Source organism: Methylobacterium sp. E-016 (genome assembly GCF_022829745.1).
In the GTDB taxonomy this organism is placed as follows: Bacteria; Pseudomonadota; Alphaproteobacteria; order Rhizobiales; family Beijerinckiaceae; genus Methylobacterium.
In genome coordinates this window covers 1-22,775 of record NZ_JAKSYF010000118.1, presented here as the reverse complement: position 1 = coordinate 22,775, position 22,775 = coordinate 1, and the positions used below count along the sequence as shown (strand labels likewise).

The 22,775-nt window shown below is 69.8% G+C and carries 9 protein-coding genes and 3 pseudogenes; 11 read left to right on the top strand and 1 reads right to left on the bottom strand.

Annotated features, from left to right (window positions below; genetic code table 11):
* Positions 1–16: 16 nt before the first annotated feature.
* The 5 genes and pseudogenes from icmH to MKK68_RS15675 all read left to right on the top strand — a co-directional run bounded on the left by icmH (position 17) and on the right by MKK68_RS15675 (position 8,655).
* Positions 17–1,624: a type IVB secretion system protein IcmH/DotU gene (icmH, locus tag MKK68_RS15695; protein WP_244031136.1), complete on the top strand. Its 1,608-nt coding sequence runs from the start codon at positions 17–19 to the stop codon at positions 1,622–1,624.
* On the top strand, positions 1,624–3,372 hold the full coding sequence (locus MKK68_RS15690) for a type VI secretion protein IcmF/TssM N-terminal domain-containing protein (RefSeq protein WP_244031134.1): 1,749 nt from the start codon (positions 1,624–1,626) through the stop codon (positions 3,370–3,372). The genes icmH and MKK68_RS15690 overlap by 1 nt, the downstream gene beginning before the upstream one ends.
* Positions 3,369–6,905 carry a type VI secretion system membrane subunit TssM gene (gene tssM / locus MKK68_RS15685; protein ID WP_244031132.1) on the top strand — a complete coding sequence of 1,179 codons (3,537 nt, stop codon included), beginning with the start codon at positions 3,369–3,371 and terminating at the stop codon, positions 6,903–6,905. Before MKK68_RS15690 ends, tssM begins: the two co-directional genes overlap by 4 nt.
* 76 nt (positions 6,906–6,981) lie before the next feature.
* Positions 6,982–7,350, top strand: a complete 369-nt coding sequence (locus MKK68_RS15680) for a hypothetical protein (protein WP_244031130.1) — start codon at positions 6,982–6,984, stop codon at positions 7,348–7,350.
* 313 nt (positions 7,351–7,663) lie between these two features.
* A pseudogene (locus tag MKK68_RS15675) lies at positions 7,664–8,655 on the top strand (IS481 family transposase).
* A gap of 206 nt (positions 8,656–8,861) precedes the next feature.
* On the opposite strand, the gene MKK68_RS15670 reads toward MKK68_RS15675, so the two are convergent.
* Complete coding sequence (locus MKK68_RS15670; RefSeq protein WP_244031129.1) at positions 8,862–10,853, bottom strand: glycosyltransferase family 2 protein; 1,992 nt, start codon at positions 10,851–10,853, stop codon at positions 8,862–8,864.
* 350 nt (positions 10,854–11,203) lie between these two features.
* Here MKK68_RS15670 and MKK68_RS29510 point away from each other — a divergent pair, with 350 nt between their 5' ends.
* The 6 genes and pseudogenes from MKK68_RS29510 (at position 11,204) to MKK68_RS15635 (ending at position 22,629) form a co-directional block, all read left to right on the top strand.
* Positions 11,204–15,544 carry a beta strand repeat-containing protein gene (locus MKK68_RS29510; protein WP_279605371.1) on the top strand — a complete coding sequence of 1,447 codons (4,341 nt, stop codon included), beginning with the start codon at positions 11,204–11,206 and terminating at the stop codon, positions 15,542–15,544.
* 13 nt (positions 15,545–15,557) lie between these two features.
* Positions 15,558–17,803: pseudogene (locus MKK68_RS15655) on the top strand (CHASE2 domain-containing protein).
* Between the two features lie 315 nt (positions 17,804–18,118).
* Positions 18,119–19,135: an HlyD family secretion protein gene (locus tag MKK68_RS15650; RefSeq protein WP_244031127.1), complete on the top strand. Its 1,017-nt coding sequence runs from the start codon at positions 18,119–18,121 to the stop codon at positions 19,133–19,135.
* Entirely contained in the window at positions 19,132–20,337 is a 1,206-nt protein-coding gene (locus MKK68_RS15645; protein WP_244031125.1) for an FtsX-like permease family protein, read from the top strand. The genes MKK68_RS15650 and MKK68_RS15645 overlap by 4 nt, the downstream gene beginning before the upstream one ends.
* A 111-nt stretch (positions 20,338–20,448) precedes the next feature.
* Positions 20,449–21,585 (top strand): ATP-binding cassette domain-containing protein, encoded by a 1,137-nt coding sequence (locus MKK68_RS15640; RefSeq protein WP_279605370.1) that lies wholly within the window; start codon positions 20,449–20,451, stop codon positions 21,583–21,585.
* A 236-nt stretch (positions 21,586–21,821) separates the two neighbouring features.
* Positions 21,822–22,629, top strand: a pseudogene (locus MKK68_RS15635) (IS5 family transposase).
* Positions 22,630–22,775 lie beyond the last annotated feature (146 nt).

The window sequence follows — 22,775 nt, the reverse complement described above, 5'->3', positions numbered from 1 at the left end:
GGCCAGAGTCAGCGCGATGCAGAGGACGAATCCTCTCTTCGGTTTAGAAGAGGGCGCGAACGACACCATCCGCCGCCCGCTCCCGGCACCCGCCTCGCCGCGCGCGCAGGCGGCCGGCTACGGCCGGCAGCCGTTCGAGCGCCCCCTCCTCGCCGATCCGTTCCGGGGCTTGGGCGACGGCGATTCCGGCTTCGGGCAAGCCTTGGGCCAGGGGCAAGCCTTCGGCCAGAACGCGGCACTGAGCGCGGCGCCCAGCGGTGCCCTCGCCGACCTCAACGCGGTGCTGGGCCTAGAGGCCGGCCCGCGGGCGCGCGCCGATGCCATGAGTCCCGCCGCCCGCCGGGCCACGGCCTTCGTGGACGGCGCCTTCGAGACGGCGGCCCTCAATCCCCTGGTCAGCGTCGCCTCGCCGCTGCTCTGGCTCGCCGCCCGCCTCAACGAGAGCGCGGCGCCCGCCGACCTGCGGCAGTTCCGCGACTGCATCCTCGACGAGATCCGCCGCTTCGAGGCGGCCGCGATGGCCAGGGGCGTGCCGAACCGCTCCGTCCTGATCGCGCGCTACGCTCTCTGCGCGACCATCGACGACATCATCCTGAACACCGACTGGGCGGGTCAGGCGCAGTGGGCGACCCGCAGCCTCGTCAGCGTGCTCTACGGCGAGACCTGGGGCGGCGAGCGCGTCTTCGAATTGCTGCAGCAGCTCGTGCACGCGCCCGAGGAGAACATCGACGTCCTCGAGATGCTGGCGATCTGCCTCTCGATCGGTTTCGTGGGCAAGTACCGGGTCATGGAGGACGGCCAGAACCTCCTCAACCGGCTGCGGGCCGAGCTCTACCGCATCATCCGGCGTGTCCGGGGCTCTTACGAGCGCGACCTCGCGCCGGCTTGGCGCGGGGTTGCGATCCCCTACGCCGCGCCCCCCAGCGCCCTGCGCTTCTGGATTCCGATCCTGTGCGCCCTGGTGCTGCTGGCGGGCTTCTACGTCGTGCTGCGCCTCAGCCTCGCCAGCCGCGTGGACATCGCGCTCCAGCGGATCGTCGCCCTCGTGCCGACCATGCCCGTCACCCTGGCCAAGCCGGACCTGCCCGCCGTCCTGAAGAAGCCGGTTCCGCTGACCCAGGTGCAGCGCATCTCCGCGATCCTGCAACGCGACATCGCCGATCGCCGCGTGGAGGTGGTGGGCACGCCGACCATCGTGGCGGTCCGCCTGCCCGCAGCCTCCTTCCCGTCCGCGAGCGCGGCGCTGCCCGCGAGCGACGCACCCCTGATCGAGCGGATCGCCACGGCCCTGAACCGCGAACCCGGTCAGATCCTGGTGACGGGTTACACGGACAACATCCCCGCCGTGGCCACCAGCCTGATCCGGAGCAACCTCGAGCTCTCGAAGGCGCGGGCCACGTCGGTGGCGGCGATGCTCAAGCCCTACCTGTCGGACCCGAACCGCATCGGCGTCGCGGGCCGCGGCGAGGACGATCCGATCGCCCCGAACACGACCCCAGAGGGGCGAGCCCGCAACCGTCGCGTCGAGATGCAGATCCCGGCCGAGGAGAGCCTCGCGGAACGGAGCGCGCCGTCCGGTGCCGGTGGGGCCGAGCGTCCCCCGATCTCCGCGACGGGGCGGTGATGAGGTCCGCCTTCCTGATGGGGCGCCGCGCCGCGGACGAACCGGGCTGGCGCGACGAGGCCTCGCAGATCCTCAAAGCCTTCCGGGACCGGCGCCTTGGCGGCCGCCGCGCCGGGGCCAGGATCCCGGCCTACCTGGTCATCGGCCCGCCCGGAATGGGCAAGTCGGCCCTGATCGCGCGGTCCGGACTCCGCCTCGATCCGCCCCTCGAGGTCCCCTCCTCCCACTGGTGGATCGGCGAGGACGCCCTGTTCATCGAGGTCGCGGGCGAGGCGGAGCGGGACGGGCGGCACCCGGTCCTTCCGCTGCTGCGCGCCCTGCGCACTACGGTGCCGGTCAGCGGCATAATCCTGGTCCTCAGCCCGGCCGACCTCACCCTCGCGGACATGGCGGAGCGGGTCGAGATGAGCGGGGCGATCACCCGGTTCATGGTCGCCTTCGAGGCGCGGTTCCACTACGCGCCGCCGGTCTACGTGGCCGTGTCGAAGCTCGACCTGACGCCGGGCTTCTCCGAGTTCTTCGACCGGCTCGAGCCGTCCGAGCGCGAGCAGCCCTGGGGCTTCACCCTCCCGGTGGAACTCGGCGACCGCGCGCGCATCGCGCAGGGTCCCGCCGCCGGGGGCGAGCCGCGCAGCGAGGCCGCGCGCGCGGGCGAACCCGCCGCCGGGGCGGCACCGGCGGCGCGGCCGCCGGAATCCGCGGATGTCGTCACCGCCTACAGGGCCGGGTTCGGCCGCCTCCTCGACAGCATCCGGGCCCGGGTGACCCAGTGGATCTCGCCCGAGACGGACCCGCTCCAGTGCGCGCGCATCGTCGGGTTCGGCGCGCAGGTCGCGGCCTTGGAGGCGATCCTCAAGCCGATCGTCGAGCCGCTGATGCCCGCCGGGGACCGACGCTGGGCCGGCGCCTGGCTGCGCGGCGTCTACCTGAGCAGCACGCAGCAGGACGCGCTGGCGATCGACGTCCTGCTGCCCGACATGGCCAAGCGCTTCGCCCTGCCGCGCTCGGGCACCCGCCCGCCGGATCTCGGCCTCGACGACGAGGCGCTGGGCTACTTCGTCGAGGGCATCTTCCGGCGCGTGATCCTGCCGGAGGCCGGCCTCGCGATGCAGCGTCACCCGGGCCTGCGAACGGCGACGATCCGCGGCTGGCTCCTCACGGCCGCCGCGATCGTGGTCTGTGCGGGCCTCGGCGCCACGAGCCTGCTCTCCTATCAGGACGGCGTAGCACGGCTCGCGGGCATCAACGCGGCGGTCGGCCCACTCGAATCCGGCCTGGCGGTGCGCGACCCCGCGGCGCTTCCGGCCGTCCTGACCGCCCTCGATGGCCTCGCCGCCCTCGGGGGCGATGGCGGGGCCGGCCGGGCGGCGGAGGGGCTGCCGGTGCTGTCCCTCGACCACTACGCGGCGTGGCTGGTCGCCCAGGGGATCGAGCCGCTCTACGCCCGCGCCCTCGTCAACAGCCTCGGTCCGCATCTCGGCTATCGCCTCGCCCGCGACCTCGTCCGGCTCGATGCCCCGAGTGCGGACCTGCGCACGGCGCTCGCCGCCGCCGACCGGACCGATGCGGGCGGCTATCGCCGATGGCTCGATGCCGGTGGGGGCGTGCCTGCCCTCGCGCCCGGCGCGCGCGCCGCTCTGGGACGCCACGGCCTCGCGGCCCTGCGCGACGATGCGGTTCCGGCGGCCGACAAGGCCTATGCCGACGTCGCGCGCGGCATCCTGGACGTCCGGGGGGAGAAGCCGTGAGCCTCCTCGACTTCGGGCGCAGCGATCCCCGCTGGCTCGTGCTGGTCCTGGCCCTGACGTCGCTGGCGACGATCGGGGGGGCGATCCTCGCGTGGTTCCTCCTGCCGCTCGTCGCCGTCGGGGACTGGCGGCCCTTCGAGGGCGAGGCGTCGCGCCTCGTCGTGATCCTCGCCATCCTGCTCCTCTGGGGCGGCCTGAACGCCTTCCTGCGCGCCCGCCAGAGCAGCGCCGACCGGGCGCGGCTCGATGCCCTGGATCGACAGGAATTCGAGGCCCGCGCCCGCGTCGACACCGCGCGGCAGGCGAGCGAGGCGGCCTATGCCGAGATCCGGGCCGCCGCGCGCCGGGCCTTCCGCAGCCTGCGCGGGCGCCGGCCGCTCGACATCCTGCGCCGCCGCGGCAGCGCGCTGCCCTGCTATCTCGTGATCGGGCCGCCGGGCTCGGGCAAGACCAGCATCCTCCAGGGCGCCGACCTCCGGCTGCACGCGAGCGCGCAGGAGGACGGCCTCGCCGATCCTGAGGCGGCCTGCCGGTTCGTCGTCGGCGAGGATGCGGTCTACGTGGACGTATCGGGCGCCCTCGCGTTTCCCGGCGCCGACCCGGCCGCGACCGGCCTGTGGCTCCGGCTCCTCGATCTTCTGCGGACGGTCCGGTCCGCCCAGCCGATCAACGGCGTCCTCCTCGTCATCGGCGCGACCGATCTCGCGGCGCTGGCCGAGGAGGACCGGGTCGAGATCGCCCGGACCCTGCGCACGCGCCTCGACGACATCGCGGGCCGCCTGCGGATCCGGGTCCCGGTCTACGTCGTTCTATCCAAGCTCGACCGGTTGCCGGGATTTGCCGAGTTCTTCGAGCCGTTCGGGTCGGCCGAACGCGAGCAGGTCTGGGGCGTCCCCCTGACGCCGCTCGACGCGGCCTCCGCCCGGGAAGCAGTGCGGCTGCGGTTCGGGGCCGATTTCGACGATCTCGTGCGGCGTGCCTCGACGCGTCAGCTGAGCTTCTTCCACGCCGAGCCGGACGAGGCGCGCCGCATCCTGGCCTTCGAGTTTCCGATGCAGCTCGCGAGCCTGCGCGACCGGGTCATCGACTTCCTGGAGGAGGTGGCGCGGCCGAGCCGCTTCGACGTGCCGCCGGTCCTGCGCGGCGTCTTCCTCACCAGCGCCCTCCAAGACGGCAGCCGCACAGACACCGTCGGCGCCGCCCTGGCGCGCGGGTTCGGCTTCGACGGGACGCGCAGGACGGGGTCCGCGAGCCATCCGCGGCGGCGCCCCTACTTCCTCAAGCGCCTGTTCTCCGAGGTCATCCTGGGCGAGGCGGGAAGCGGCAGCCTCTCGGAGCGCGCCCGGCTCCGCCTGCGGTTGCGGACCTACGCGCTCCGGGGGGCCGCCGTGGCGATCTTCGGCCTCGGCGCGCTGCTGATCTGGTCCTCCTACCAGCGCTCCGGGCTTTACGTCACCGAGGTGACGGCCGCGGCCGACCTCGCGCGCACGAGCCTTTCGCGCCTCGAACCCGGTGGCGAGGCTCGCAGCTTCGGTCCGATCCTCGCGGCCCTGAACGATCTGGCGGCGCTCGATGCCGCGGCGGGAGCGCCGATGCCGGATGGCTTCGACGACGCGCGCACGATCCGGACGGCGGCCGACACGGCCTACCGGGCGGGCCTGACCAACCTGCTGCTGCCGCCGCTGATGCGCGCCCTCGAGGCACGCCTGGCCGCGCCGCAGAACCCGGCCGCCCTCCGCTTCCAGAGCCTCAAGCTCTACCTCCTCCTCGGCGACGCGAAGCGTCCGCCGACGGGGCTGATGGCCGATCTCGGTCCCGGGCTCGCGGCGGCCTGGCTCGGCCCCGGCGATGACCCGGTTTCGATCCAGCAGACGGTCGGCCACCTCATCGCCGCCACCCCCATGGCGGCCCAGCCCCTCGATGCCGACCTCGTCGCCCAGGCCCGCCGCAGGCTCGACGGGATTGCCGCCGCGCAGATCGGATACGAAGCGCTGCGCCAGCAGCCGGCCCTGCAGGCCCTGCGCCCGTGGCGGCCCCTCGATCACGCCGGCAGCCTCGGCCCGCGCGCCATCGCCCTGACCTCCGGCGTCTCGCTGGCCGAGGGCGTGCCGGGCGTGTTCACCGCCGCGGGCCTTGCCGCCGCCACCGCCGCGGCGGGCCAGATCGCCGAGGGTCTGGCCACGGATGCCTGGGTGTTCGGCCCGAACGCCGCCGACCGGCCGAACCTCAGCACCCGCGCCCTCCAGGCCGGGATCCTCGATCTCTACCGCGCCGACTACGTGCGGGCCTGGGAATCCCTGCTCTCGGATCTCACGGTGCCGCCGGTGCCGACCGCGGCGGCCGGGGCCGAGCTGATCGCGATCCTCAACGGACCGACCTCCCCCATCGTGCAGCTGCTCACCGCCGTGGTGGCGGAGACGAATTCCGACCGGGAGGTCACGGACGGCATCGCGCAGGGCCTCAAGACCCAGGCCCAGGCCCAGGCGACCGCCGTGGCCGGCGCGGCGATCACGGGCGCGGCGATGCAGCGGGCCTCCCTGGCCGCCCTGATCTCCGGGCCCCGTCAGCTCATCGCGCGCCAGTTCGCCGGCCTCCGGGACGCGGTAACGCGACCGAAGGAGGAACAGGATTCCAACGTCGACACCGTGCTCAAGGGGCTCGACCCCCTCTACCGCCAGCTCCTGCTCGTCGCGGCCGGCGCCCCGCAGCCGGACCTGCCGCCCACGGGAACCGGAGCCGCGCTCATGCAGGCGGCGATCAACAGGCTGCCGATTTCGATCCGCGCCTACTTCACCCGGCTGACGAACGAGAGCGCCGCCCTCGTGAAGTGGGACGTGCGGGGCCGGGCGGCGCAGAGCTGGGCGGCCACCGTACGGCCGGTCTGCGAGGCGACGACGGGCAACACCTTCCCGTTCGACCTGCGCGCGTCGCGAGAGGTGCCGCTCGGCGAGTTCACCCGCCTGTTCGCGCCCAACGGCCTCATCGCCAATTTCCGGCGCACCCAACTGGCGAACCTCGTCGACACCAGCAGCCAGCCCTGGCGCTGGCGCGACAGCCGCGCCCAGCCCTCCGACCCGCCGGACCCGACGCTCGCGATGTTCGAGCGCGCCGAGGCGATCACCGCGGCCTTCTTCGCCGAGGGCGACCGCCTCGGCGTCCGGTTCACCCTCGAGCCCGTCCGCCTCGACGCCAAGGCCGACCTGCTCCAGTTCGACATCGGTGGCCCGAGCTTCACTTACGCTCACGGACCCGAGACCACCTTCACGGGGCAGTGGCCGCCGGCGATCCCCAACGCGCCCGCGACGCTCTCCCTGCGCCCGGAGGTCGACGGGATGACGAACGCCCTGGTCGGCGAGGGCCAGTGGGGCCTGTTCCGCCTGGTCTCGCAGGGGAAGGTGGCGTGGACGCCGGATGCGATGCTGCTCACCTTCGCACTCGGCCGGCGCCAGGCCCGCCTGCGCCTCGCCACACCGACCCTGCGCAACCCGTTCGACCTGCGCCAGACGACCGGCTTCAAGTGCCCAGAGTTCTGAGGGGCCGTCCCGGCCGGCGCCGGACCGTTCTCCACCGGCGGCGGCGCGCGATGAGGGAATGAGGCGAGATGACGCAATGACGTGGCCCTGCCTGACATCCGGCGCCCGGCGGACGGGCCTGCTCCTCGCGCTGGCACTCGGCGCGGGGGCGCCGGCCGGGGCGGACGATTTCGTCGATGTGCTGGCGAGCAAGGTCTGGGTGCGCAAGGGCGGGCTCTCCTGCGGCAGCGCCGCCGACGCGATCACCGGTGCCACCGGCTTCTTCTCGAGTTGCGTCCGCCTGCCGATCGCGATGCAGGTCAAGCTGATCGACACCCCGGAGCCGATGACGCAGGTCTATCAGATGCGCGTGCTGGTCGCCGGCGAGCCGCCGAAGACGGCCTGGTTCAGCCGCGACAGTCTCACGAACCGTCCGAAGCCGTCGGAATTCGTACCTGATCCCTGACGTGCCCTGCGCGCCGCTCGCGAAAGTTGATCGGTGCGTTTCCGGTCTGCGCCGAGGCGATGGAGTGGGGTTCATGCCGGGGCGACGGGCCGGGTCGGCGATCGCTTCCTGGAGGAGCGAGGGGTGGGACGTCCCTTAGGCCAGGACCCGCTCGAGCGGGTGATGAAGGCTGCGCGCCACCGTCGAGCGGACCGTCGCGGGGTTATGGCCGGCCATCGGACGCCGCGTCGAAACCGTGACGCTACGATTGCGCTAGATGTTTGATCTCGTGGTTTGATGGTGCGATCTTCACGTCGGCCTGGAGGGACGCGCTATGGGCCAGGTTCTTCACGGCAGCGCCACGACGACTAAGGCGATCCGTCCAGCGATCCAGCATAGTCAAGCGAGCCTGAGGGCGCTGTCGAAACGCTACGGGATCAACCAGAAGACAGTTGCAAAGTGGAGGCAGCGGACCTCGGTCGCCGACCAGCGCACGGGGCCTAAGGATCCGCGTTCGACGGTGCTGTCACCCGAGGACGAGGCAGTCGTCGTCGCTTTTCGCCGGCACACCCTGCTGCCACTGGATGACTGCCTCTACGCGCTCCAGGCGACGATCCCGCACCTGACCCGCTCATCGCTGCATGGCTGCCTGCAGCGTCACGGCATCAGACGATTGCCGGAGGTCGACGGCGACAAGCTCAAGCGTTCGCGCTTCAAGGTTTACCCGCTCGGCTACTTCCACATCGATCTGGCTGAGGTGCACACAGCGGAAGGCCGGCTTTACCTTCTCGTCGCCATCGACCGCACGACCAAGTTCGCCTTCGTTGAGCTCCATGAGAGGGCGACACGGCGGGTGGCGGGCGACTTCCTCCGCCATCTCATTGAGGCCGTGCTTACAAGGTGCACACGGTGCTCACCGACAATGGCACCCACTTCACCACACCCGCCAACGTTGCCTCGGCCGCCTCCATCATTAAGGAGGCAATCGCCGCTGGCGAGACCTTCCGAGCTCACAACTTCGAGTTCGCCTGCGCCCGCAATGATATCGACCATCGGCTGACCAAGCCGTGGCACCCCTGGACGAATGGGCAGGTCGAGCGGATGAACCGCACGATCAAGGACTCGACGGTCAAACGCTATCACTATGACAGCCACGCGCAGCTTCGTGCCCATCTGGCAGACTTCGTCAGCCCCTACAACTTCGCACGCCGCCTCAAGACACTCCGGGGTCTCACCCCCTACGAAGCCATCTGCAAAGCATGGTCCGCCGAGCCCGGTCGCTTCCGGTCAAACCCGCTCCATCAAATGCCGGGACCAAACATCTAACGTGCTCGCCGCAGGATACGAACCCGATCAAACCGAAGATTCTTCCGGGCCGTTTTCAAGCCGTTTGAAAAGCAAGGAAATGCCTGCTGAGTCATTGACGTAGCGGGATAGAACCTCGGCAGTCGAGAAATTTGAACTCCCGACCCATCGACCGACGACGGCATACTGTTTCGTCGATAGTCTTACCGCAATGGCGTGAGCCGAATCTATCGTCTCTGTTGTAAAAAGGATGCCGGAGCGGCAGCGACATGATTGTCGTCTCCTCCGGGCCGATCCCGCGGGGTGCGATACAGATCGCGGAGATCGATCCCCAGGCGGGCGCGGTGCGACGCGAGGGCCTCCGGCGGCAGGGCTTCGATCCAGGCGCGATGGGCGCCGTGGTCGGGCAACGGCTCCGCCTTCGCGGGCGCGGTTTCCCCAAGGGCCTCGTAGAAGGCGGCGTAGGGCGCGATACAATTCACGGTGGGGCAGTGGGTGCGGGCCGTGGCCAAACCCATTAGGTCCGCCCCTGCCTTGGCGACCCGGAAGAATACCCGGTCCGCGATGGGGCCGAGGGCTGCGGGCATCAGGGCCCAGGCCGCGCAGAGCCCGAAGGCCGCGGGCAGGAACAGGTAGCCGCTCGTCGCGACGAACGTCTCCGGGTCCTCGTCAGCGAGGGGCATCGGGGTCAGGTCCGGACGGAGGAACCGGCGCGATGCGGCGGCGAACCCGCACGCGTCCAACCCCATCGAAAGGGCCGCGACTAGACACCGTTCCACATGGTCGTCGTCGTACCAGTCGGCGGGGTTGAGGAGGCAGACGGCGGCATAGTCCGATGAGGCCGCGAGGAGTCCGCCGATCGACAGGGCGGCCCCCTGCCCTCCGCTCCCCCTAGGCCCGAGGCCGACGTGCCGCGCGACCGCCCCGTCCAGCCACGCCTGGGGAGATCCGGTCGCGACGAGGATATGGTCGGTGTGGAGGGTTTGGCGCTTCACCGACTCGAGGCAGCGTTGGAGCGTGTCGGGCGGCTCCGCGCCGTAGGGCGTGATCACGGCGATCCGGGGGGACCGGGCGTCCAGGGTCGCCAGCCACGGGGAGGCCTGCGCTTCAAGGCGGCCGTAGGCATGGTCGCGGTTCGCCCGCACCCGCGCGCGGGTTTCGGGATCGAGGTCCCGTCGTGCAAGGAGGACCGCGCAGGCGACGAGGCAATCAATGTCGCGACCGGCCCAGTAGGCGTTGACCGCGTATTCGTCGAGCAACCCCACCGTATAGGCAGCCGGGCGGAGGAAGAGGCCGGCATCCGGTTGGGGCCGGCCGAGACCCGGCGCCGCTACGGCGAGCCCGGCGGCGTGCTCGCCCCGCTCTCGGCAGATGCGCGCCGCGGCATGACGGGACTCGACCCGGTGGGGGATCGTGTCCGTCGCCCGGCCGAGCACCGCCAGCACCTCCCCGGTCGGCGCCCCCTGCCCCGCCATCAGCTCGCCAGCATTGAGCAGGCTCAAATAGACTTCCTCGTTCCACTGCCCGAGCTCGGCCCGGTGCCGATAGGCGGCGATGGCCCGTTCAGGCTGCCCGTCGTCCCGATAGGTCTGCGCCAGATAGAACGCGTACCGCGTGCGCAGCAGCGGATCCGCCTCCTCCGCGAGGGCCGCTTCAAGTAAGGCGGCGTCGCGGGCGAACTTGCCCGGACTGCGTGAGCGCGCCCCGTCCGCGCCGTAGCGGATGCCGACGCCCGCGGCGACGGCGCACGACCGTGCCGAGGGCGGGATGACGAGGTACTCGTGGAGGACCGACCGGTAGGCGAACGGCAACCGGTTCGAGAACAGTTGTGGGCGCCGGTAGACGGTCCCCCCATGCCGGATCTCGATCTCGTAGACATCCGCCCAGAGGCCCGCCTTGAAGGCCGCGGGGTCGCAGCCCGCATCGAAGACGAGGCAATCGTCGGCGTCGAGGACCAGGGCATAGTCGATCTCGCGGTACGCCCTCAGTGCCGCGAGGGCGGAGGTGCGGTTGGCGGCGAAATCGCGCCAGGGCTCCTCAATCACCGATCCGGACAGGCCGTGGCGGGCGAGGTAGACCCGCACTAGATCCGGCGTCCCGTCCTGGGACCCGGTATCGATCACCACGGCGGCGTCGATCAGGCCGCGGATGCTGTCGAGGCACCGCAGGATCACGGGGGACTCGTCCTTGACGATCATACTCACCGCGATCGTCGGCATGCGGACCCGTTCCGGCCTATGCGCAGCCCCTGCCCCGGGGCGAAACGAAGCCAGTCGGAAGCCTACGCTCATTCCGCATTGCGAGAAACTTGGCCTGCGATCACAGTCCCGGGGGAAGTTCACAGCTGCGGCGACGCGCCGCGCCCGGCGATATACAGTCTGTGGCGATATTCACACACCCGGTTCGAATCTGAAGAAAACGAATAAACGCAGCCGGACATTCCAGACAGTTCTGTATTTAAGCGCGTAATTATCTGTCGCGGCTACTCGGCAGCTGGCCGGGTGGGAGACGGCACGGGCGATCCATCGTGGCCTGGAACGGCGCAGAGAACGCTGGGGGAAGGTGGCGTATGGCCCATCGCCGATCCACGTGGCTGCTGACGACGGTCTTCGTCGGCGGAGCCCTGTCCACGTTCCTATTCAACCAGCCCGCGGCGTGGTCGGCGGGCCAAGCCGGTGCTCAAGGCACCCCGGACGGGACGGGTGGACAGGGTGGCGACGGCGGCATGGGCGGCGTTGGCGCCGATGGGGCGCAGGGCGACACGGCGGCCACGGGCGGCGCGGGCGACACCGGCGGGCCGGGCGGCACCGGCGGCGCCGGAACACGCACCGACGCGGTCACCTACACCAATACGGGAACCGCCGCGGGCGGCGCGGGCGGGGTCGGGGGAGCCGGTGGCGCGGGCGGCCAGGGCGGCGGCGGATCGGACGGCGGCGACAGCGCCCCGCCGTCGGACGCCGGCATCGGCGGAATCGGAGGCGACGGCGGCAGCGGAGGAACCGGCGGAACCGGTCTCCAGGTCAGCGGCGCAGGCACCCACGGCAACACTGGCACAATCCAGGGTGGCCAGGGTGGCCAAGGGGGAAATGGTGGCCAGGGCGGCACCGGAGGCGACGGCTACCAGAGCTCCTTCGCAACGGGAGGCGCCGGGGGAACCGGCGGAGGCGGCGGCGCGGCCGGCAACGGCGGCTTCGGGGGCACGGGGCTTCAGGTCCTCGGCGGTGACGGCTTCACCAATTCCGGCGCCATCGCGGGCGGGACCGGCGGAGTGGCCGGTGCTGCTGGAGCGGGCGGCTTCGGCGGCGCGGGCGGCTCCGGTGCCTCCGGTTCGGGCCCGTTCGGGGCGACGGGACCGGATGGCGCTGCCGGCCTCGGCGGCACGGGCGGGACTGGCACTTTCCTAGCGGGGGCGGGTACCTTCACGAACACCGCGGGGGGAAGCGTCACCGGCGGGGCGGGTGGCGCAGGCGGAGGTGCCGGCGGCATCGGGTTCTACGCCCCGGCCGGCAGGGCGCTCATCAACGTCGGAACGATCACCGGCGGCGTCGGCGGAGACGGCTCGGCCGGGGCGGCGGCTCCCCCAGTCTACACCAACGCGACTTCCGGACTTGCCGGCGGTCAAGGCGGGAACGGAAGCGCGGGCGGGATCGGGGCTGCGCCTGTCAATGCGACGACCTTCGGCAACAGCGGCACGATCACGGGCGGCGCGGGCGGGGCCGGCGGCGCGGGTGGCGACGGCGGGCCGGTCTACTACGACGGCGAAGCCCTGTTCGGGACGCCCGGTAGCTCGGGCGGCAATGGCGGCAATGGCGGCAATGGCGGCAACGGCGCGGCGGGGCTCTCCGTCACGGGGGGCAGCGCGCTGCGCAACGACCAGACCATTCAGGGCGGCACGGGCGGCAACGGCGGCCAAGGTGGAGCCGGTGCCGACGGCGGGATTTCGTTCGGACCCGGTGGCGCGGGGGGAGCGGGCGGCAACGGCGGCCGTGGCGGCGCGGGCGGCGCCGGGCTTCTGCTGTCCGGCCCAGGCTTCACCAATACCAGCACCATCCTCGGCGGCCAGGGCGGTGCTGCCGGCGCCGGCGGGGCCGGGGGCTTCGGCGCCGCCGGCGCCAGCGGTTTCGAAGGCCCCAGCGGCGCGACGGGAGCCGACGGCAGTGCAGGCCTCGACGGGGTTGGGGGAACGGGCGGGACCGGTGTCGTCCTGTCCGGGGCGAGCGGCTTCACGAACTTGGCGACGGGCCGCATACAGGGCGGTGCCGGCGGGGACGGCGGCGGCGCGGGAGGCATCGGGATCTACGCGCCCGACGGCGGCACCCTCAGCAACCTGGGCACGATCGTCGGCGGGGCCGGCTCGACGGGCGCCGCCGGCTATGCCGGATCGGCGGTCGTGGGCGCGAACCTCGACGTCATCAACGGCGGAACGATCGGCATCGGCGCCGGCGGCACCGCGCCCGCCATCGCCTTCACCGGCGGCCTGAACAGCCTGACCCTGTATGCCGGCTCGGCGATCAACGGCACCGTGGTTGCCGCGAGCGCCGCGGACCGGTTCATCCTCGGCGGCTCCGCCGACGGGACGTTCTCCGTAGCGGCGATTGGCTCGCAGTATCAGAGCTTCGGCATCTTCCAGAAGACGGGCTCGAGCACCTGGACCCTGACGGACACGACGGCGGCGGTCACGCCGTGGCAGATCCTAGGGGGGACCCTCTCGATCTCCTCGGATGGAAACCTCGGCGCCGCGTCCGGCGGCGTCCTGCTGGATGGCGGCATCCTTCGGGCGACGGCGACCCTGGGAACGGCCCGGACCTTCACCCTCGGCACGTCGGGGGGGACGATCCAGACGAATCAGGACGTCACGCTTACGGCGGTCGGCGTCTTCGTCGGATCCGGTGGCCTGACGAAGGGCGGCCCGGGAACGCTGACCCTCTCGGGCGCCAACAGCTATACCGGGCCGACCCTCGTCCAGGCGGGGACCCTGGCGGGCGGGGCGGCGAATGCCTTCTCGGCGGCGTCTGCCTTCACCGTGGCCGGTGGGGCGGTCCTCGATCTCGGCGGCTTCGGCCAGACCATCGCCTCGCTGGCGGGAAGCGGGCGCGTCAGCAACAACGGCGCCCAGGCCGTGAGCCTGACCACGGGTGGCGGCAACAGCTCGACCACCTTTGCCGGCGTCTTTGCCGATGGCACCTCGGCGCTCGGCCTGACCAAGGCCGGCACCGGCACCTTCACCCTGGCGGGCGCCAACAGCTACGGCGGCGGCACCCTGGTCGCCGGCGGCACCCTCGTCCTGACCAATCCGCAGGCGGCCGGGACCGGCGCCATCGCGATGGACGAAGGCACCCGCCTCGCCTTTCTCGGCAGCGGCTACACCCTGCAGAACGCCATCCGCTTCACCGGGCAGACGGACCCCACGATCGATTCTGGTCCGGGGACGATCGGTCTGGCCGGAACGATCTCGGGGCCGGGCTCCCTCGAAAAGGCCGGTTCGGGGACGTTATCGATCCTCGGGAACGCGACCTATACCGGCTCCACGCTGGTCTCCGCCGGCATCCTGCAGGTCGATGGATCCATCGCCTCATCTCCCCTCACCACGGTCGCGCCCGACGCGGGGTTGAGCGGGACCGGTCGCCTCGGGGCCCTGTCCGTCCAGTCCGGCGGCTTCGTGGCGCCGGGCAACGCGGCCAACCCGACCGGCACGCTGACCGCCGAGGGGCCCGTCGCCTTCGGGGCGGGCTCGGCCCTGGCGACAACCGTCGCCCAGACGGCGGCGAGCCGCCTCGTGACTCCGCTCACGGCGAGCATCGCACCGGGAGGCATCCTCCAGATCACCCCCACCGCCGCCGTCTACACGACCCCGATCCGCCTACCGATCCTCGTGGCCAGCAGCGGGCTGACCGGCCAGTTCACGAGCGTGACCTACACCGCGCCCATCCGGGGCCTGCAACCGACGGTCGGCTACGATGCGAACGAAGCCTACATCCAATTCGGTGACACGACCCCGACGCCCGCGGCGCCGACCCAGGACCTGACCAGCGCGATCACCTCGGCCCAGGCCCTCGCCCGCGACCGGATCGGCGCCTTCGTGACGCAACGGATGCTCGGCAGCGTCCTGACCGGCTTTAACCAGCAAATCAGTTGCGGCAGCTGCTTCAGCGGTTTTGGACTGGCCGGATCCTACAGCGTCGGCGCGCAGGGGCGCCGCGCCCTCAACGACGAGCTCATTGCCATCGGCGGCTTCGCCTATTCGGGCTACGACAGCGGGAAAGTCCACGTGTCCGGCGCGCCGATCTTCGCTGGCCTCCTGCGCTACGATCCGGCCGGTCTCGGCTCGGCGCGGCCCTTCGTCGATGTCGGCGGTCTCTTCGCCCCGAGCCAAGTCACCACCTATGACCGGACGTACACGTTCGGGGACATGCTCGGTAGCGGTGTCGGCCGCACCTCGAACATCGGGGGGTCGGTTTTCGGGCGCGTCGGCTACGTCGCCCGCTTGACGCCACGCGACGAAATCGCGGGCGCCGTCGAATACAGCCGGGGCTGGCAGTATGTCGGCGCCTATACCGAATCCCAGCTGGTGCCCAACCCCTACCCGCTCGTGAACAACGGCGGGACCGACGTCATCAACATCGCCAAGATCGGCGGCCAGTACACGCACTTGTTCGGGACCTCGATCGAGGGACAGGTGAACCTCGGCGTCTCCCACGGCTTCGGCTTGACGAGCGGCCTGAACGGCACGGTGGCGGGCGTGGCCTTCCCGACGCCGCTCGGTTCCTACACCTGGGCGGAATACGGTGCCCGGGTCAGCTACCGGGTGAAGCAGGACTTGGCCCTCGATGCGTTCATCCTCGGAACGCTGGGGCCGCGGCCGATCGGCGATACGATCCACGGCGGCGCCTCGGTCCGTTACGCGTTTTGATGGGAGGGCGCGGATGCGGCCGACCATGAGGCTCCCCCGCGTAAGGAACTTCGGCCGCCGGATCGGGCCGGGCCGGGTGCTGGCGGCCTTGGTCCTCGCGGTGTTGATGGCGGTGCGGGTCTACGACCCGCCACCGGTCAAGGCGCTGCGGCTGCGCGTCTTCGATGCCTATCAGGTCCTCTCCCCTCGGGTTCCGCTGCCGGAGCGCCCGGTCGCCATCGTCGACATCGACGAGGCGAGCCTCGCCGCCTTCGGCCAGTGGCCGTGGTCGCGCACGCGGCTCGCCGCCCTGTGCGAGAAGCTCCGCGATGCCGGCACGGCGGTCGTCGCCTTCGATGTCGTCTTCAGCGAACCGGACCGGCTGTCGCCCCCGCTCCTTGCGACGACCTTGCCGAACCTGAACGAGGCGGCGCGGGCCGACTTGCGGGCGCAGCCCGACAGCGATGCCGTGTTCGCGCAGGCGATCAAGACCCTGCCTGCGGTTCTCGGCCAAACCGCATCGGGCTCGCCCTTCCCGTGGACCGGCGACACGCCGCCGCCCCAGACCGGGATCGCCGTGGTGGGGACGGATTCCGACCCGACCACGGCGCTGATCGGCTTCCCCGGCCTGATCCGCAACCTGCCGATCCTGGAGAACGCCGCTGCCGGGCGGGGTGTCTTCATGATCAGCCCGGAGCGGGACGGCGTCGTGCGGCGGGTGCCGATGGTTGTGCGGGCGGAAGGGGCGGTCGTGCCGACCCTGAGCCTCGATGTCCTGCGCGTCCTGACCCAGGCAGACAGCATCCTCGTCCGGACTGATTAGCAGGGCGTCGTCTCGATCCACCTGCCCGTTTTCGTGCTGCCGACCGATCCGCGCGGGCAGATCTGGGTGCGCTTTGGCCCCCACGATGCCGGCCTGTACGTGTCCGCCCGGGGCCTCCTGGCCGGGATCGTCCCGCCCGAGCGCCTTAAAGACAAGATCGTCCTAATCGGGACATCCGCCGTCGGCCTTCTGGATAACCGCACGACGCCAATCGACCGGTCCATGCCGAGCGTCGAGGTTCATGCTCAGCTTCTCGAAAATCTCATGACCGGCACCACCCTCACCCTGCCCATCGGCGCGATCCTCGTCGAACTCGCCGTCGCGGCGGCCGTGTCGGTGGGTATCATCGTGTTCGCCCCCATCCTGGGCGCCCTCACGCTGCTGATTCTCGACGGACTGGTGGCCGCCGGACTCACCTGCGTCTCGTGGTATCGCTTCACCGCCGAGGGCGCGCTGTTCGATGCCACCTTCCCCCTGGCCACGACCTTCCTGATCTATCTGGTCTTGGTCTTCAGCAACTATTTCCGGGAGCAGGCGGGCCGCAACCGCATTCGCGCCGCCTTCGGGCGCTACCTGTCCCCGGCCCTCGTCGAGCAACTCGCCCATTCGCCGGACAGGCTACGCCTCGGCGGCGAGGCGCGGCGGCTGACGATCATGTTCTCGGACGTGCGCGGCTTCACGACCATCTCGGAATTCTACAAGACCGATCCCACGGGTCTCACGGCCCTCATGAACCGCTTCCTACACCGCTCACGAACGCGATACTCGAGCGGAAGGGCACGATTGACAAGTATATGGGCGATGCAATCATGGCGCTCTGGAACGCCCCGCTCGACGACGCGGCGCGTGAGGCGAACGCCGCCGCCGCTGCCCTCGACATGCTCGCGCGGATGGATGCCCTGAACGAGGCCCGCCAAATTAAGGCGGAATCAGGCGGGTACCCGGTGCTTCCCCTCGATGTCGGCATCGGCATCAACACCGGCCCCTGCGTCGTCGGCAACATGGGCTCCGATCTGCGCTTCGAATATTCCGTCCTGGGCGATTCCGTGAACCTCGCCTCGCGGCTTGAAGGGCAATCCAAGTATTACGGCGTGAAGATCATCCTCGGGGCGCAGACCGCGCAGTCCATTCGGGCCCGCTACGCCGTCCTGGAGATCGACCTGATCCAGGTGAAGGGGAAGACGCAGCCCGAGCGCATCTCGACCCTGGTCGGTGACCAGGACTGCGCTGCGTCCCCCCGGTTCGCGGCCCTCTCGGCACACCATGAGATAATGGTGGAAGCGTATCGGGCCCGGCGCTGGGACGAGGCCCACGCCAAGGCGGAGGAATGCCGGACCCTCCGAGCAGGCTTGCGGATCGATGGTGTGTACCGGCTCTACCTGGAGCGGATTCGGGACTTCCGCCTGGAGCCGCCGCCGCCAGAGTGGACCGGCATCTATGTCGCCCTCAGCAAGTAGGCGCGAAAGCCCGCCCGGGGCGGCCGCGGGAGCCGTCGTCACCGGTCGGAGGGTGCGGGGACTTGATCCGGCCGCTATCGCGTTTCCCGAATATTAAGTTGCTGCATGAAATGCCCGGGATATTTCTCTAATTCGAACATGGACTATGACTTAAAAAGCACAGCTTCCATGATAGTCCGATCGACCACGCTCTTAGTGGTTTTCGCGTATTCCCGGCGGATGGCGCGCAAGCGGAAGTGAGTGCAATAAAGACCGGGATAGGACCGGCAGTCTGGGGCTGAATGCAGCATGGCGCGCACATTTCGTATCGCGGGCTTGACCGTCCTGCCCCTCGGCCTCCTCGGTCTGAGCACCTGGGCGGCGGACCAGCATCCGGAGCGGGCGTCGTTCGCGTTGGCGCCGAAGCCGGCCACCAGCATCGTCGCCCGCGGCCGGATCGAGCCCCGGACTGGCGTGATCGCGATTAGCGGCCCACCCGAGAGCATGAGCACGGTGGCCATCGTCGACAAGATCCTCGTGGAGCAGGGCAGCACTGTGGAGCCCGGGCAGGTCGTGGCGGTCATCAACGGCTACGAACTCGCCCAGGCCGATTACGAGGTCGCGAAGGCGAACCTGCGGGTCGCGCAGTTACAGCGGGACCAGTTGCTGGCGGGCGTCGGGAAGGTCGCCGAGATCGATGCGCAGAGAAACGCCCTTGCAGCTCGGCGCGCGCAGTTGCTGAAGGCCGAGAAGGACTTGAGCCGCGCGTCAATGCTGGTCGAGAAGAATGCCGTCTCGATTCAGCTGCTCGACGCACAGAAGGCGACCTTCGACCAGCTTACCCAGGAGGTCGCCCAAGGCCAGAACACCATCAAGGCGCTCTCGGAGGTGAGGCCGGTGGACGATGCCCTCGCCACGGGGCAGGTGGCGGTGGCCGAAGCGAACGTGACCCGCGCCAAGAAGGCGATGGAACGCCTCCGGATCCGGGCCCGCCAGTCGGGGACCGTTCTCTCCATCCAGACCCATAGCGGGGAGATGATCTCCGGCGACGGCATCATGCGGGTCGGTGATCTCGCACATCTCGTCGTGGTCGCGGAAGTTGACCAGGGCGGCATCGGCGGCATCCGCCCCGGGATGAGCGCGACGGTCAGCCTCTCGTCGCTGGCGGAGCCCGTCGCCGGCAAGGTGAGCCGCATCGCCCACGAGACCTACCGCCAGAGGCGCCCGTCTTCGGACATCCTCGTCGGACGCGATGCGAAGATCGTTGAGGTCGAGGTCACGCCGGATCGGCCCCTTCCCGAGGTCATCGGCGCGGAAGTCACGGTGCGGTTCGATGCATCGCCCGCCACATGACGACGCGCAAACGCGCAGGCGCCTTCGTCCAACGGGCGGCCGCACGCCTCGCCTACCGGCAACTCACGCACCGCGGCGCCAAGCTCCTCGGCGCCCTCCTCGGCGTAATGGTAGCCGTGGTGTTGATGTTCACTCAGCTCGGCTTCAAGGGCGCGCTCTACGACAGCGGCGTGGCCATTGCGCAGGCGTTCGACGGCCAGATCGTCCTTACCTCGCCCGGGTTCAAGACGATGTCGTTCAACCCGCCGTGGATGTCGCGCAGCCTGCTCTACGATGCGCGCACGGTGCCGGGCGTGCGCTCGGCCGCGCCCCTCTATGCGAGCACGGTGCAAGTGGCCAACCCGTCCGACGGCAACTTCCTCACGACGTGGCTCTACGCCTTCGCGCCCGATCAGCCCGTCTTCACCCTGCCGGAGGTCAATGAGGCGATCCCGAGGATCACCCTGCCGCAGACCGCGATCATCGATCGCCGCTCCCGCTACGAACTCGGCCGGGTCGCGGACCAGTTCATCAGGTCCGGCGACCTCGACCTAGTGCTGCCGGCTCCCGCAGCCGCGACGCAGTTCGTGTTCCACATCGCCGGCTCCTTCGCGGTCGGCCCGACAATCAGCGCCGACGGCAACATCATCACCTCGGACCTGAATTTCTTCCGGTACTTGCGCGTCCCCCTGGACCGGGTCTCGATGGGTATCGTCAAAGTAGAGGTGGGCGCCGATCCCGAGGTGGTCAAGGCAGCCCTCGCGCGGCGGCTAGGGCCGAATGCCCGGGTGTTCCTGAAGCCTGAATTCATCGAGAACGAGATCGGCTTCTACGCCTTCCGCACCCCCATCGGCTTCATCTTCAATATCGGTCTCGCGGTCGGAATCTTTGTCGGGATCGTGTTCATCTCGCAGGTGCTACACGGGATCATCAACGACAACATGCGGGAATACGCGGCGCTACGAGCCATCGGCTACGGGCAATCCTTTTTCGTCTACCTTGTCGCCTACATCGCGGTGGCCCTCGCCGTGGCCACCTACTTCCCATCGATCCTGATCACGCTGGTGATCTACAGCGTGGCCGCCTCGGTGACGAAGTTGCCCCTCGACCTGAAGACGCAGTACCTCGCGATGGTGCTTGCGATCGTGGTGGCGATGGGGCTGACGGCGGCCATGTTCAGCACCAAGAAGCTCAAGCGTGCCGACCCCGTAGATCTATTTTAGGAAGTTTCCGTAATCAGTGAGTTACGAAAAAAATTTCATTCCATTGTCCTTGCTGCACCTTATGACGCCAAACCGGTATCTACTTCGGCGGAAAAAGCTCCAGAGCCGCGAATGCACGCCGTAATTCCACCGGCCCTGCGCCGACCCGACGCCCCGGCCGCCGAGGATCTCGCGACGGCGATCGGCCTGTCGCACTGCTTCGGCACGGGCGATACGCGCACGCAGATCCTGACCGACATCACAATCAGCATCCCGCCGGGTCAGCTTGTGATCATGACCGGCCCGTCCGGATCGGGGAAGACGACGCTCCTCACCTTGCTCGGTGCCTTGCGCAGCGGTCAATCGGGCGTGCTGACGGTGCTCGGGCGGCACGTCACCGGCCTCGGGGACGCGGGCCTGATCGAGTTGAGACGCAGCATCGGCTTCATCTTCCAGCTGCACAACCTTCTGGACTCGCTCACCGCCATCGAGAACGTGATGATGGCCGCGCAGATCCAAGCGGGGCCGACACCAGAGGCCCAGGCCCGCGCGGCCTACCTCCTCGAACGGGTCGGCCTCGGCCAGCGTATGCGGAATAAGCCGAGCGCCCTCTCGGGGGGGCAGCGGCAGCGTGTGGCGGTGGCCCGCGCCCTCGTGAACGCCCCCCGCCTCGTCCTCGCGGACGAGCCCACGGCCGCCCTTGACGCGGCTTCCAGCCACGAGGTCGTATCCTTGCTTCAGGAGCACATCGCCGGCACCGGAGCCTCGTGCCTGATGGTGACGCACGACAACCGTGTGCTCGACAAGGCCGACCGCATCGTCTCCCTCGTCGATGGCCGGATCGTCTCCGATGTGATGGTCCGCGAACAGGTCATCGTTTGCGAGATGCTCGCGAAGATCGAGTTCTTCGGCGCCTTGAGCCCGGGTGAACTCAGCCAAGTCGCCGAGAAGATGGAGCGGCGGCGATACCGGACGGGCGACGTATTGATCCGGCAGGGCGAGATCGGCGAGCACTTCTACCTAATCCGCACGGGCGCCGTCGATATTCACGTGGCGGGGCCGGAGGGCGACGCGATCGTGGCGACGCTCGGCCCCGGCCGGTACTTCGGCGAACGCGCCCTCATCACCGGCGAGGTGCGCAACGCGACCATCGTCGGCGGAGACGAGGGCTATGTGCACGTTCTCGACAAGACGACCTTCGAGGTGGCTCTCGCCTCGGCCCCGACCCTCCAGCAGCAGATCAGGAATACGTATTTCTCCCGCCAGTGACCGAGGCCGCACCGGCCTATTCAGCCGAAATGAGGTCATCGCCGATCACGGCCGTGGACTCCGCGTCGGCATATTCTGCCAAGACGAAAGATCCCCCCATGAGACGAGGACGCAAGATATATCCCAATTTCAATCGGGCAGAGGCCTGATGGAAAACGTCGTGCGAGTTTGCTGTTCCGCCGCCGTGGCTAGAGGCTGTTATGGACCCGTGGTGTTGGGATTCCAGATTAAGAGGCATGACCACTTCGCGCAGATCCTACCCGTCCGACGTCTCCGATGATGAATGGGCGCTGGTCGCCCCTTACCTGACGCTGCTGCGCGAAGACGCAGGGCAGCGTGAGCATTCGCTCCGCGAGGTGTTCAACGGATTGCGCTACGTCGTGAAGACGGGCGCGCCGTGGCGGTGGATGCCCAACGACCTCCCGCCCTGGGAAGCCGTCTACCAGCAGACCCAGCGCTGGTTGGCAGCGGGCTGCTTCGAGCAACTCGCCGACGATCTGCGGGCACTGCTGCGTATGGCTTCTGGCCGCAGCCCGGAGCCGAGCTCCGCCATCCTCGACAGCCGAACCCTGCGCTCGACGCCCGAGAACGGCGAGCGGGCCGGCTACGATGGAGCCAAGCGCAAGAAAGGTTCGAAGGTCCACCTGGCCGTCGACACGCTGGGCCATCTCCTGGCCCTGCACGTCACGCCCTCCGATGCGCACGACCGCGCCCAGGTCGGACGTCTGGCCGAGGCCAAGCCGCCACCGGTGACACCGTCGATCTCGCCTACGTCGATCAGGGCTACACCGGCGAGAAACCGGCCACGTCCGCCCGCGAGCACGGCATCGAACTCGAGGTCGTCAGACTGCCCGAGGCCAAGCGCGGCTTCGTCCTGCTGCCGCGACGCTGGGTGGTGGAGCGCTCCTTCGCCCTGGGCGACCCGCTTCCGTCGTCTCGTCAAAAACTACCGAACGCTATCCCAGCACGCTCGCAGTTCTCCACATCGTCGCCTTCGTCTGCCTCATGCTCAAACAGGCCGCGCAACTCGCCGCAAGTTCATAACAGCCTCTAGCACTACCTGGGCACTTTACGGGGTCGTGCTGCGTTGTCTGCCCGAGGATGGCTCGGGGGCGGCGATGGATCGGGATCGCGATGGGACGGACGGGCTCGATACGTGGCTGGCGCCGTTTCTGGCGGTGATGGGCCGC